The organism is uncultured Rikenella sp. (genome assembly GCF_948810725.1).
Lineage (GTDB): Bacteria > Bacteroidota > Bacteroidia > Bacteroidales > Rikenellaceae > Rikenella.
In genome coordinates this window covers 1-12,058 of the sequence record NZ_CAQIVA010000052.1, presented here as the reverse complement: position 1 = coordinate 12,058, position 12,058 = coordinate 1, and the positions used below count along the sequence as shown (strand labels likewise).

The window sequence follows — 12,058 nt, the reverse complement described above, 5'->3', positions numbered from 1 at the left end:
GAAATCATTCAAAGCGTCTTGCGCTTTGAATAAGATTTCCGCCAGCGCGCGGACAGAGAATAGGGGTAGAGGCGGCCAGTTGAAATGCGCCAGCATTTCCCGTCCACGGGACGTGGGGCCTGCCCGGCCCGAGGGCAGTACCCTCCCGTAGGACAGCCGCGCGCCTCGCCTAAAGAAGCGATTCAACTATTTCGGCGGTAGCCGAAATAGAATGAATCGCGCAAGGCGCGCGAAAACGCGGCGGAGCGACAGCGGAGCCGCAGTGAGGCTGACACGGGGCGGAGAACTGGGGCGAGTTTGGGGACGTGCCTATTTTGGGCGGGAAAACCGTAGTCGGTTTTCCCGCTGCGCTAGGCCGAGCATGGGGCTTGGATTTGGGCGGTGCTTGTGCGACCTTTAGGTCGCCGGGCCTGCGCGCTGGGCCTTCGGCCCACCCCCGGAGCGCGCAGCCCGCACCCGACAGAATTGGAGTGGTTTATTAGGGAGGAATTGATTCGGGTCGGACGCCCGGGTGGAACGCAACGAACGTAGTGAGCTTGCAGGCCTACGCCGGGGATGGCTCCGGCCCGCGCGGCTCTATGAGCCGCAGGAGACAGTTTCTAAACGAAGTTGCCATTAAAACGACACAGCACCTGCCCCGTTTATTCCGAGAGGCACCGCAACTGAAAACCGATGGCGCGATAGTGCAGGCCGCTGAGGTGGAGACCTTGCGTGGAAAAGTCCAAACACCGCACCGTGAAGTCGCCTGTCACCGGCGTACACGACCAACTGAACCCATAGTTGCCGACGCCCCTCGTTATACCCTCATAGCCCGCGCGACCGAAGTCGCGGTAGCCCGGGGCGAGCCTCCTCCTAACGCTCCTGTCTCGCTGAGGCAGAGATATATTGTCTTCTCCGGCGCATCGTTCCGAAAAAAAAGCTATTTTTGACCGACAATCCTTTCGGAAAAAACGATATAAATCGAAAACAATATGAAAAGCAAGACTTTTTATCGGGCAGTTTCGGCTGTCGTGTACAGCTCCCTCGCACTGCTGGCCCTTCCCGCGACGGCTCAGGTGAGCGCATTCCCGCAAGGCAACGGAGCCGCCGCTGTCGATGGCTACACCCTGCCGCGGACGGTGGTGACCGCTACCGTCGTGGTCGAACGCGAAGTGATCCTGCGCGGAACTTATGCCAAGTACGCCGCCCAGTATCTCGGTATTTCGGGCGCCGCGATGAACGATAAACAGAACTATCGGATATTGGACGCCTCGTTGGGCTACTACGAAGAGCCCGATCCCGCACAGACCTATGCACTGGATCGTTCCGTCGATGCCCGCAGCCGGGTATTTCACTGGCTCTCCGTTCCGCAGTCCCGGCAGCCGTTGGTGGCCGATGCGAAGTTTCAGGACGCCGCCATGGGGAACAACAACCCGTTTACGGACGTGAGTCTTCAGCCGTTGTACGGCGCGACCGTCGAACAGAACGGCTTGGCCGACGGCGAGAGCTTCGGCGAGCTGCCCGTGAACCGGACTTCGATGGTGGAGAAGAGCACCGAACAGCTGGCGGCCGATGCGGCGAACGCGATTTTCACCCTGCGTAAACGGCGGTTCGATCTGGTGACTGGCGAGATGGGCGAACATGTCTTCGGAGCCGGACTGCCGGCTGCGTTGAAAGAGATCGACCGCCTGGAGGCCGAATACCTCTCGTTGTTCATCGGGAAACGTTATACCCAGCGGATTGTGCGTACCTACTCGGTTTTGCCGTCGGAAAAAGGGACCTCGATCGTGTGTCGTTTCTCGCCGACCAAAGGGCTGGTGCCCGACAGCGATCTGTCGGGTCGGCCGCTGGTGATCGAGATGACGGCCGAAGGGGCCGGAGAGACCGGAAGTGCTTCGCGCGGAACTGTCGGGAGTGCGAAGAAGGGCGGAGCGAATCTGCCGTACCGGATTCCGGCGGTGCAGATCGTCAAGCTGGTCGACGGCACGGATGAGTTGGCGCGGGAGCGGATTCCGATTTTCCAGATGGGGACGTTCGCTTCGGCTCCGGTCATATTTTGATCCCTCTGTGCAGAAACGCGATGGAGATCGATATAGGCGGTCGGCTGTGGTCGGTCGGCCAGGAAAGACCGCGGGTGATGGGAATCGTGAATGCCACGCCGGATTCGTTTTTCGAGGGCAGTCGGCGGCAGAGCGACGATGAAATCGCCCGGGCGGTCGAACAGGCTTTGGACGAAGGGGCAGACATGTTGGATGTGGGCGGCTATTCGTCGCGTCCGGGAGCCGATGAAGTGCCGGAATCAGAGGAGTTCGCCCGGTTGGACCATGCTTTGCGCGTAGTGCGCGAGGTGGCCGGAGCGGATTTCCCGTTGTCGGTCGATACGTTTCGATCGGGGGTGGTGCGGCGGCTTTATGACCGTTACGGGGCGTTCGTGGTGAACGACATTTCGGCGGGCGAGCTCGATCCGCAGATGTTGCGAACGGTCGGGGAGTTGAGGTTGCCTTATATCGCCATGCACATGCGCGGGACGCCGCAGACGATGACGTCACAGACCGACTATCCGGCGGAAGGCGGCGGTGTTTTGGGAGCGGTGTTGCGTTATTTCGTGCAGAAGGTCGCGCAGAGCAGGGAGGCGGGGATTGTGGATTTGATTTTGGATCCGGGTTTCGGCTTTGCGAAGAGTGTGTCGCAGAATTTCGAGTTGTTGAGGCAGATGAATGAACTTTCGGTCTTCGGGTTGCCGATTTTGGCGGGTTTGTCCCGCAAGAGTCTGATATGGCGCACGCTGGGGGTTACTCCGGACGAAGCGTTGAACGGGACGTCGGTGCTGAACGCCGAGGCGTTGCGCCAGGGCGCTGCGATTTTGCGGGTGCACGATGTGCGCGAGGCGGTCGAGACGGTGCGTCTCGTTCGGGCCTGTTCCGGTCGTGCGGAGTGAATGCGGCGGTTTGGGTATTGCAGTGCGTTGTTGGGGTAGAGGCTGCCAGTAAAACGCCCTGTGGGCGCGCCTGCCCGGCGTAAGGGCGGCCTGTCCGGCCTGAGGGCAGTTTCAGGCGGGTCAAAGCTCGATCCGCGCGCGACTGCTGGAGTAGGAAATCATTCAAAGCGTCTTGCGCTTTGAATAAGATTTCCGCCAGCGCGCGGACAGAGAACGGAGGTAGAGGCGGCCAGTGGAAATGCGTGAGCATTTCCCGTCCACGGGACGTGGGGCCCGCGCGGCCTGAGCGCAGTACCCTCAAATCGCGCGCCTCGCCTAAAGGAGCGACAGCGGAGCCGCAGTGAGGCGGACACGGGGCAGTGCTTGGGGCTTTGTTTTGGCCGGGCTTTGGGCGGTGCTTTTGCGACCTTTAGGTCGCCGTCCTCGGCAAGGGCGACGCTTTAGCGGCGCGTGGGGGGCGCGCCGAGGACGAACCCGCAAGATTTGGGCCGAGCTTAGGGCCGCCACTTCGCGATGCTCGTTTTGCCCCCGCTGGCGTGAACAGCTTAAATAAGAAACGAATGGGGCCGTGCTCCTGCGACCCTTCGGGGCGTCCGTCCGCAAAGTCAAATTGAAATAGGGTAGAGTCACTTAATTAGGGTAACTCCAGCCCCTTGCCCACCGCGGGTACGCGGCGTTTATTCCGAGAGGCAACGCAACTGAAAACTGTAGGCACGGCAGTCCGCACCGTCGGAATTGAGACTCCCCGTGCCGAACCCCAAATACACCCCCTTGATGCCGCTTACCGACGATGAATAGCTGAAACCGTTGTTGCCGACATGCATCAGATCGCCCAAACGCCCATTGCCGCCCGCATCGCGGTAGCCCGGGGCGGGATTGGTGAAAAATAGGAATTAAAGTAAAATCGAATAAAAACCGATCATTCATGAAAAAGTTATTTTCCTCCTTCGGATATCTGGTTTGTCTGTTGTGCGGATGGTTGGCCTTTGTGCCCCGGTGCGCGGAAGCACAAGAGAGCGTGGTGGTCGAAAAATACGCCGACAAACCGATCCGGGGCGTGATTATTGCCGGAGCGTTCGACCTACAGCTACAGCAAGCCGACGGCGCTTCGAAGCAAGTGGGAGCTAAAGTCGAAATTCTGCGAGAACTGGAAGACAAATTGGTCTTTGAATATACCGAAGACGGATTCGTCCGGCTGGCCTTCAAGGACGACATGACTAAATACTTCACCGGAAGTAAAAAGAAACCCCAAGCCTGGGTGACCGTTTCGGAACTCGCCTACCTGAACGTTACGGGAGCCTCTACGGTCGTCGGAACCGGTCGGTGCTCCAGCTCGGGTAAACTGCGGCTGACGACTTCCGGAAACGCTTCGGTCAATCTGCTCAGCTGTTCGGCCGGCGAGATCGACATCGAAGCCTCGGGGACGTCGGATTTGAGCGATGTGAAACTCTCGGCGACGGGGCGCACGATGATCGAAACCAGCGGAACGGCGAAAGTGAGAGGCGAATTGCGGACTGCGGAGATGACGCTTCGGATGACAGGCGTGTCGGGCGTGGTGTTGTCGGGTTCGGCTGCCGAAGCCGATTGGAACGTGGGCGGTACTTCGTCAGCCGATTTGGAACGGCTCGAAACCGAACACGTCACCGCCGAAGTGACCGGAATGGGGCAGGTCAAAGCTTGCGTGACCGGAAACGGGACGGCGCAGGTCAGCACGATGGGCTCATTCCGCTACACGGGTGCGGGGCGGATGACCGGCAAAGGCGTCAAACGGCTCGATTGATCGGATTTGCAGTTCCCGATAATAAATCCTATCTTTGCCCCGCGAAAGCGAAAAACAGCACATCAACCTAACGTTAAACAATACGCACAATGAAAGAAGGATTGCACCCGGAAGGGTATCGTATCGTGGCATTCAAGGATATGTCCAACGATCAGGTCTTTTTGTGCCGGTCCGCCGTGAATACGAAAGAGACGATCGAGATCGACGGCGAAACCTATCCCGTCTACAAGATGGAAATCTCCAGCGCGTCGCACCCGTTCTATACCGGGAAGCAGACGCTGGTGGATACCGCAGGACGTGTCGATAAGTTCATGAGCCGGTATCAGAAACACTACGATAAACGGAACGCTAATAAATAGTTTTTTAGCTTGATTTTCCGGTCGGTTCGGAGCCGGTCGATGATAGAGAGCGCTGCTGATTGTTGAAAAACGATCGGCGGCGCTTTTTTTGTGTTTATGTGGAAATGGGGTTGGGGATGAGGTGCTATATTTTGAGTGGACGGAGAATGGGGGTAGAGGCAGCCTTGGGGCCGAGGCTGCCCCTTCCGAGTGCCAGGAGGCACCGCCCGCCCGGCGTAAGGGCAGTACCCTCCTTTAGGACAGGCGCGCGCACAAAGGGTTGGACTGAGGCAGTTTGAGGATGCGTCAGCATCCGTCTAAAGTTTTTCTGGTTCTCTTTGTGAACAAAGAGAACAGTACCCTCAAACTAAACGCGCGCGATCGCTGAAATAGGAAATCATTCAAACGCGAAATACGCGTTTGAATAAGATTTCCGCCAGCGCGCGGACAAAGAACGGTGCGCGAAACCCGTCGCCCGCCCGCCTAAATGGGGATTTCGCTCGTTTTGCGCTAGCAAAATCGAGATGAAATCCCAGCGGGCGACGAAGAAATGCGGCGGAGCGACAGCGGAGCCGCAGTGAGGCGGACACGGGGCGGAGAACTGGGGCGAGCTTTGGGCTATGCTTGTTCTTCAGGCGGGAAAACCGTAGCCGGTTTTCCTGCCGCGTTGGGCTGAGCATGGGGACGAGCTTTGGGCTGGAATTTGGTCCGAGAGCGAGTAGCGCGATTCGTAGAATCGCCGGCCTGTTCGCCCAGCGGCTTTGCCGCTCGGGGGAGTGGGCGACAGGCCGAAGCCGTCAGAAATAAGGTGTTGCTTTTGCGGTTCTTCGAGCCGCCGGGCTTGCGGCGGGGCATCTTCGGTGCCCGGGTCGGACGCCGCAGCTCGAACCCGACAGAATTGGGGCGACGAATGAGGTAGTGCAGTTGCGGCTCTTTGAGCCGTGCAGTTCGCCGCCACCCCACGCGGCGGACTGCAACTCGTCGGAGCTCGTTGCGTTCACCGCTGGCGGCGAATTGCTAAAGCTAAGAGGAATAGCGCGATTCGCAGAATCGCCGTCCTCGGCGAGAGCGACGCCATAGCGGCGCGTGGGGGGCGCGCCGAGGACGAACTTCCCAGAATGGGCGGTGAATTGGGCGTGCTCTTGCGACCCTAAAGGGTCGCCGGCCTCGTCGCCCAAGCCGCGTAGCGGCTTCAGGGGGATGGGCGACAGGCCAAACATGAAAGGATGGGGGGATGGTGCATTCGGCTGGAATTGATTCGGGTCGAAGCCAGCGTGGCCGGAAACGAGCATTGCGATGTTGCAGACCTACGCCTTGGGTGGCTTCGGCCCGCGCGGTTCTTCGAACCGCAGGAGCACGAATAGGGTAGAGGTAGCCCGTCTTAGGGATAGAGGCTGCCATTAAAAGACGCTGTGCGTCCCCGCCGCTTGGGGTGGCTCCGGCCGGGCGGTTCTTCGAACCGCAGGGATGCACTTAAAAACGCAATTAGGAGAAGCTCCAGCCCCTTGCCCACCGCGGGCCCGCACCGTTTATTCCGAGAGGCACCGCAACTGAAAACCGTGAGCGCGGTAATACGAATCGCTAGGATAGAGCCACGTCACACTGAAATTCAAGTGCATGCCATTGGTGCCCCCAAACGTGGAAGCCCAACTGTACCCGTTGCTGCCAACGCGGCTCGGCGCACCCGTATCCCGATGGCGGTAGCCCGGGGCGGGGTACCAGGCGAGCGGAACATCTGTCCGGATTCGCTATCTTTGCCGAAAACGTACGAAAAACCATCCGCATGAAATTTACCTTAGATATCCATTCGTCCACCTGTATCCGGTGCGGGCGCTGCGTCGCGGTCTGCCCGTCGCGGATTTTTACGCAGGCCGAACCGAAAGCCCCTGTCGGGATCGAACGGCCTGAAACCTGTATCGTGTGCGGACATTGCGTAGCCGCTTGTCCGACCGGGGCCGTGACCCATACGGAGTTTCCCGCCGAAAAAGTGCACCCCGTCGACAGGAACGCCCTGCCCACGGCAGAGCAAGTGCTGGAGCTCTGTCGGGCACGGCGCTCGAACCGCGCGCTGACCGACCGTCCTGTGCCGCGCGACCTGTTGGAACAGATCGTGGAGGCCGCTCACCGGGCGCCGACCGCCAGCAACCGACAAGAGGTCTCGTTCATCGTCGTGACCGACCCCGAGAAGTTGAAACAGATCATCCAACTGACCCTCGACACGTTCGACGGCGTGCGGCGAAAATTGGAGAACCCGGTGTTGCGTCCCCTGTTGCGGCGAGTGGTGCCGCAGGTGTATGCCTATTTGCCCGCTTTCCGGCGACTGATCGAAGCGTGGGGGCGAGGCGAAGACCTCGTCTTGCGGGGCGCGCAGGCTGTCGTTTTTATTTGTGCTCCCGCCGATTCGCGTTTCGGAGCGACAGACACCAATTTGGCCTATGAAAACGGGTCGCTGATGGCCGAGAGCTTGGGAGTGAGCCAGATCTATACCGGATTCGTCCTCTCGGCGATGAAGCAGGACCGAAAAGGGAGATTCGCACAGCTGTTGGGGGTGGGGAAAGGACGGAAAGTCTATGCCGGGATGGCGCTCGGGATGCCGAAATTCGCGTTCCCGAATTATATCGACAAAAAACCGGTCGAGGTGCAGTGGTTGGAGGAGCGGTAAGGCGGGTGTATCATATGATCTAAAAACGAAGAGGCGTTCCCGTAGAAGGAACGCCTCTTGCGTATAATCAAGGTCGGAGATTATGCCCGATTGTTCGTCCCGCCGGTATTGTTTCCCCCCGTTCCCTGATTCCGCCGGACATATTTCCGCGGAGCCGCCGCCCCGTTGCCCGTATTATTGCCCGTTCCCGTCCCCGCGCTCATCGCCCCCGTAGTATTCGTTCCGCTATTCCGATTGGTTTTGTTCATCCGGTTGCCGCTCGCGCTCCGCACGCTCGACGTATCGATCCGCGTGTGATCCAGCGTGTCGCTCTCCAACACGATCCGCCCCCGCGACATCAGTCGGATGTCGCCGATCACCCCTTCGTTCGAAGGAAACTCTTTGTTGTATTCGAACGACTTCTGTTTCATATACTTCGCCACACTCGCCGCCGCCGCATCCCGCTCCTCCGACTGCGGCTCGCCGGCCAGCGTCTCCACCATCCGCCGGACATTCGCCCCGTACTGTTTCTGGGCGATATAGCTCTGCGACGAGCTCATCCGTTTCGGATGCGGCGCGAACATCGCCGGCGTCGGTTTCGGATACGGTGCATCCACATCCAGGTCGAAATCCGCGATCATGAACAGATGATCCCACAACATGTGCTGAAAACCCTCGCTGTCCCGCTGCGCCGGATTGACGTTCCCCATCACCGCCACCACCACCTCGGCCTGCCGGTTGCGGAGCTCCCGATCCTCGATCGTCTTCAGATAGGCCACCATTCGTTGGACGTTGCGTCCGTACTCCGAGAGCAGGAGTCTCGATTTTTCTCTGTTCATGTGTGTTGAAAACAAGGCGATACCGTCGCCGGAAAAACACGGGGAGTCGGTCGGAAATTTATTTCCCCGCGGGAATGAAAACAAAGCAAATATAATGCTTAACTTTGGAAATTCGAAAAAAAAGGTTTGCATATGGCTAAAATCCTGGTTATCGACGACGAACGGAGCATCCGCAACATCATCGGCGAGTTGCTGGAGATGGAGGGACATACGGTGAAAACGGCCGAAAACGGAGCGGCCGGATATAAGATGGTGTGCGACGAACCGTTCGAACTGGTGATTTCCGACATCAAGATGCCCGAGATGGACGGCATCGAACTGCTCGACAAGTTGATCGAGACCCATCCGGATCAGACGGTCGTGATGATCTCCGGACACGGAAATATCGACACGGCGGTAGAGTGTATCAAGAAAGGGGCGTTCGACTATATCGAAAAACCGGTCGATATGAACCGGATGCTGGTGACGGTCAAAAACGCGCTGGAGCGCGGGTCGCAGGTCAAGGAGATCAAGACCTTGCGACGCAAGATACATAAAGTGGCGGAAATCGTGGGCGAGTCGCCGGCCATTCAGCGGGTGAAGACCCTGATCGACAAAGTGGCCCCGACCGATGCGAGGGTCTTGATCACGGGGTCGAACGGTACGGGGAAAGAGTTGGTGGCCAGGTGGTTGCACGAAAAGAGCGACCGGGTGAACATGCCGTTCGTCGAGGTGAACTGTGCGGCGATTCCGTCGGAACTGATCGAAAGCGAACTCTTCGGGCATGAGAAAGGGGCGTTTACTTCGGCGATCAAACAGCGCAAGGGAAAATTCGAACAGGCGGACGGCGGGACGATCTTTCTGGACGAGATCGGAGATATGAGTCTGGCGGCGCAGGCCAAGGTACTGCGGGCGTTGCAGGAGCGGAAGATCACACGCGTCGGATCGGACAAGGATATCGACGTGGATGCGCGGGTCTTTGCGGCGACCAACAAGAACCTGACCGAGGAGATTGCGAAGGGAAATTTCCGCGAGGACTTGTACCACCGGCTGAGCGTGATTCTGATCCACGTGCCGAAACTGGTCGATCGACGGGAGGATATTCCGTTGCTGGTCGAGCATTTTATCCGGAACATCTGTGCGGAGAAGGGAAAGCCCAAAAGCACGATTACGGCGGAGGCGATGGAGGCTTTGGTGGGGATGCCGTGGACGGGGAATATCCGCGAGTTGCACAATGCGGTCGAGCGGCTGTTGATTCTGAGCGGGGCGGAGATTACGCTGGACGACGTGAAACTCAATGTGATGCAGGCCAATGGGGAGTAAGGATTCGAATCGGCGTGCGTGCGGTGGCGAACAGGCGCCTCGGGTGGGGATTTACGGCGTGACGAACGTCGGGAAGAGCAGCCTGCTGAACCGGATTACCGGTCAGCAGGCTGCCGTGGTTTCGCCCGTAGCGGGAACCACGACCGATCCGGTGCGCCGGGTTTTCGAGGTGACGGGCTACGGGCCGGTGATCTTTATCGATACGGCGGGGATCGATGACGAGGGGTCGGAAGTGGGGCGGTTGCGGGTGGCGAAGACGTGGCAGACGCTTTCGGAGGTGGATTTGGCGGTGGTCTTGCTGGCGGACGCTCGTCCGTCGGGGGCGGAGCGGCGGTTGCTCGATCGGATTCGGGCGAACGATGTGCCGTATTTGCTTTTGCTTTCCCGTGCCGCGGATTTGTCGGCGGAGGAGGTGCTTCAGCGGATTTGCGCTGCGATTCCGGGCGAGGCGGATGCAATGCCGCCGTTTTTCGGCGAGCGGGCGATTGTGGCGGGAGAGGTGATTCTTCTGGTTTGTCCGATCGACGCGGGAGCGCCGGCGGGACGGTTGATTTTGCCTCAGGTACAGGCGTTGCGGGCGGCGTTGGAGCTGGGGGCGGTGGCGATCGTCGTGCAGCCGGAACAGTTGGGAGAGGCGTTGCGGCTCCATGCTCCGAGGCTGGTGGTGACGGACAGTCAGGCGTTTCGGGAGGTGACGACGCTGGTGCGGGAGCGGTGTCCGGAGGCGGAGGTGACGTCGTTCAGCGTATTGCTGGCGGAGCAGAAGGGAGATGCGGCGGTCTACGGGGCAGGTCTGGCGGCGGTGGACGGTTTGAAGGCGGGAGACCGGGTGTTGGTTATCGAGAATTGTTCTCATCAGGTGACCTGCGACGATATCGGTCGGACAAAGATTCCGGGGTGGTTGCGGGCGTATACGGGGATTGAGTCGCTGGAGTTTACGTTTGTGAGCGGTCGCGATCCGCTGCCGGAGTCGCTGTCTGATTATGCGCTGGCGGTGCAGTGCGGGGGGTGTGTGGCGACGCGGCGAATGGTGCAGGCTCGGATCCGGGCGGCGGTTCGTAGCGGGGTGCCGATTACGAATTACGGCATGTTGATCCGCAAATTGCGTGGCGTCTCGTTTTAGGCAGGTCAAAACTCCTTCGCGTTTTGCGTGCGGATAGGGAGCTGGGCGAGGCTGCCGCGCGTTTGGGGTAGAGGCTACCAGTGGAAATGCGTAAGCATTTCCCGTCCTGCCGGGGTCACCCGGCCGCTGCCCGCGCAGGGCAGTTTCAGGCGGGGCAAAGCTCGACCCGCGCGCGACTGCTGGAGAAGGAAATCATTCAAACGCGTGTTTCGCGTTTGAATAAGATTTCCGCCAGCGCGCGGAACAGAGAATGGGGTCATCGGCAGTTTGAGGATGCGCCAGCATCCGTCTAAAGTTTGGCTACACCTTCCTCCTGGCACCTCGGCCATTCAAACAAGTTTGATGGCTCTCGGTTGCTGCGTCGGTTCTTTGGTTCTTTCTGTTCACAGAAAGAACAGTCCCCTCAAACCCATCGCGCGCCGCCTAAAGAAGCGATTCAACTATTTCGGCTCACCGCCGAAATAGTTGAATCGCGCAGGGCGCGCGAAAAAGCGGCGGAGCGATAGCGGAGCCGCAGTGAGGCGGACACGGGGCGGAGAATTGGGCTGTGCCTGTTCTTCGGGCGCGAAAACCGGCTACGGTTTTCGCGCCGCGCTGGGCTGAGCAGGCGGCTGTGGGTTGGGCGGTGCTTTGGGCTCTGCTGTTGGCCGGGCATTTGGCCGAGCTTCTGCGGCTCGCAGAGCCGCGCAGTTCGCCGCCATCCCCGGCGGCGGGCTGCAACTCGTCGGAGCTCGTTGCATTCACCGCTAGCGGCGAACAGCTTTAACCAAGACAAATAGCGCGATTCCGTGAGGAATCGCCATCCTCGGCAAGATCGACGCATTAGCGGCGCGGGGGGCGCGCCGAGGACGAATCCGGCAGCCTTGGGCGGTGAATGGTGTTGTTTTTGCGCCCCGCAGGGGCGCGCGGGCCGAAGCCTTCGGCCGCGGAGGCCCGCAACTCGCTATGCTCGTTTTAGGCCCCGCAGGCTTCGGCCGCCAAGATCGAACTAAAGTAGGGTAGAGACTGGCAGGTATTGGGGTAGTTTTAGGGTAGAGGCGGCCAGTAGAACGCCTTTTGGGCGCGTTTATTCCGAGAGGCAACGCAGCTGAAGACCGCCGGCACGTGGATCCGGATAG

General features: G+C 59.6%; 9 protein-coding genes. 7 read left to right on the top strand and 2 right to left on the bottom strand.

What is annotated here, in order from left to right; all coding sequences use genetic code 11:
• The first annotated feature begins 971 nt into the window (after positions 1-971).
• Both Q9S52_RS09540 and folP read left to right on the top strand, forming a co-directional pair.
• Positions 972-2,039: a DUF4831 family protein gene (locus tag Q9S52_RS09540; RefSeq protein ID WP_304708945.1), complete on the top strand. Its 1,068-nt coding sequence runs from the start codon at positions 972-974 to the stop codon at positions 2,037-2,039.
• Between the two features lie 20 nt (positions 2,040-2,059).
• Positions 2,060-2,917, top strand: a complete 858-nt coding sequence (gene folP, locus Q9S52_RS09535; RefSeq protein WP_304708944.1) for a dihydropteroate synthase — start codon at positions 2,060-2,062, stop codon at positions 2,915-2,917.
• 677 nt (positions 2,918-3,594) lie between these two features.
• On the opposite strand, the gene Q9S52_RS09530 is transcribed toward folP, so the two are convergent.
• Positions 3,595-3,753, bottom strand: a complete 159-nt coding sequence (locus tag Q9S52_RS09530) for a hypothetical protein (protein ID WP_297624190.1) — start codon at positions 3,751-3,753, stop codon at positions 3,595-3,597.
• A gap of 89 nt (positions 3,754-3,842) precedes the next feature.
• Between Q9S52_RS09530 and Q9S52_RS09525 the strand changes: the two genes are divergently transcribed.
• From Q9S52_RS09525 to Q9S52_RS09515, 3 genes are all read left to right on the top strand, one after another.
• Positions 3,843-4,697, top strand: coding sequence for a GIN domain-containing protein (locus Q9S52_RS09525; RefSeq protein WP_304708943.1), 855 nt, complete (start codon positions 3,843-3,845; stop codon positions 4,695-4,697).
• 89 nt (positions 4,698-4,786) lie between these two features.
• Positions 4,787-5,056, top strand: coding sequence for a type B 50S ribosomal protein L31 (locus tag Q9S52_RS09520; RefSeq protein WP_294594470.1), 270 nt, complete (start codon positions 4,787-4,789; stop codon positions 5,054-5,056).
• A gap of 1,762 nt (positions 5,057-6,818) precedes the next feature.
• On the top strand, positions 6,819-7,697 hold the full coding sequence (locus Q9S52_RS09515) for a nitroreductase family protein (RefSeq protein WP_304708942.1): 879 nt from the start codon (positions 6,819-6,821) through the stop codon (positions 7,695-7,697).
• Between the two features lie 80 nt (positions 7,698-7,777).
• Here the strand turns inward: Q9S52_RS09515 and Q9S52_RS09510 are convergent, their stop codons facing one another.
• Positions 7,778-8,515: a DUF4290 domain-containing protein gene (locus Q9S52_RS09510; RefSeq protein ID WP_297624181.1), complete on the bottom strand. Its 738-nt coding sequence runs from the start codon at positions 8,513-8,515 to the stop codon at positions 7,778-7,780.
• A 132-nt stretch (positions 8,516-8,647) separates the two neighbouring features.
• Between Q9S52_RS09510 and Q9S52_RS09505 the strand changes: the two genes are divergently transcribed.
• Positions 8,648-9,817 carry a sigma-54 dependent transcriptional regulator gene (locus Q9S52_RS09505; RefSeq protein ID WP_297831882.1) on the top strand — a complete coding sequence of 390 codons (1,170 nt, stop codon included), beginning with the start codon at positions 8,648-8,650 and terminating at the stop codon, positions 9,815-9,817.
• Positions 9,807-10,940, top strand: a complete 1,134-nt coding sequence (locus Q9S52_RS09500) for a GTPase (protein ID WP_304708941.1) — start codon at positions 9,807-9,809, stop codon at positions 10,938-10,940. The genes Q9S52_RS09505 and Q9S52_RS09500 overlap by 11 nt, the downstream gene beginning before the upstream one ends.
• The last annotated feature ends 1,118 nt before the right edge of the window (positions 10,941-12,058 follow it).

Bases quoted from the DNA above. Each gene is read 5' to 3' on its own strand.
- Q9S52_RS09525 (WP_304708943.1), top strand. From the start codon at position 3,843: ATGAAAAAGTTATTTTCCTCCTTCGGATATCTGGTTTGTCTGTTGTGC.
- folP (WP_304708944.1), top strand. From the start codon at position 2,060: ATGGAGATCGATATAGGCGGTCGGCTGTGGTCGGTCGGCCAGGAAAGA.
- Q9S52_RS09540 (WP_304708945.1), top strand. From the start codon at position 972: ATGAAAAGCAAGACTTTTTATCGGGCAGTTTCGGCTGTCGTGTACAGC.
- Q9S52_RS09505 (WP_297831882.1), top strand. From the start codon at position 8,648: ATGGCTAAAATCCTGGTTATCGACGACGAACGGAGCATCCGCAACATC.
- Q9S52_RS09520 (WP_294594470.1), top strand. From the start codon at position 4,787: ATGAAAGAAGGATTGCACCCGGAAGGGTATCGTATCGTGGCATTCAAG.
- Q9S52_RS09510 (WP_297624181.1), bottom strand. From the start codon at position 8,515: ATGAACAGAGAAAAATCGAGACTCCTGCTCTCGGAGTACGGACGCAAC.
- Q9S52_RS09500 (WP_304708941.1), top strand. From the start codon at position 9,807: ATGGGGAGTAAGGATTCGAATCGGCGTGCGTGCGGTGGCGAACAGGCG.
- Q9S52_RS09515 (WP_304708942.1), top strand. From the start codon at position 6,819: ATGAAATTTACCTTAGATATCCATTCGTCCACCTGTATCCGGTGCGGG.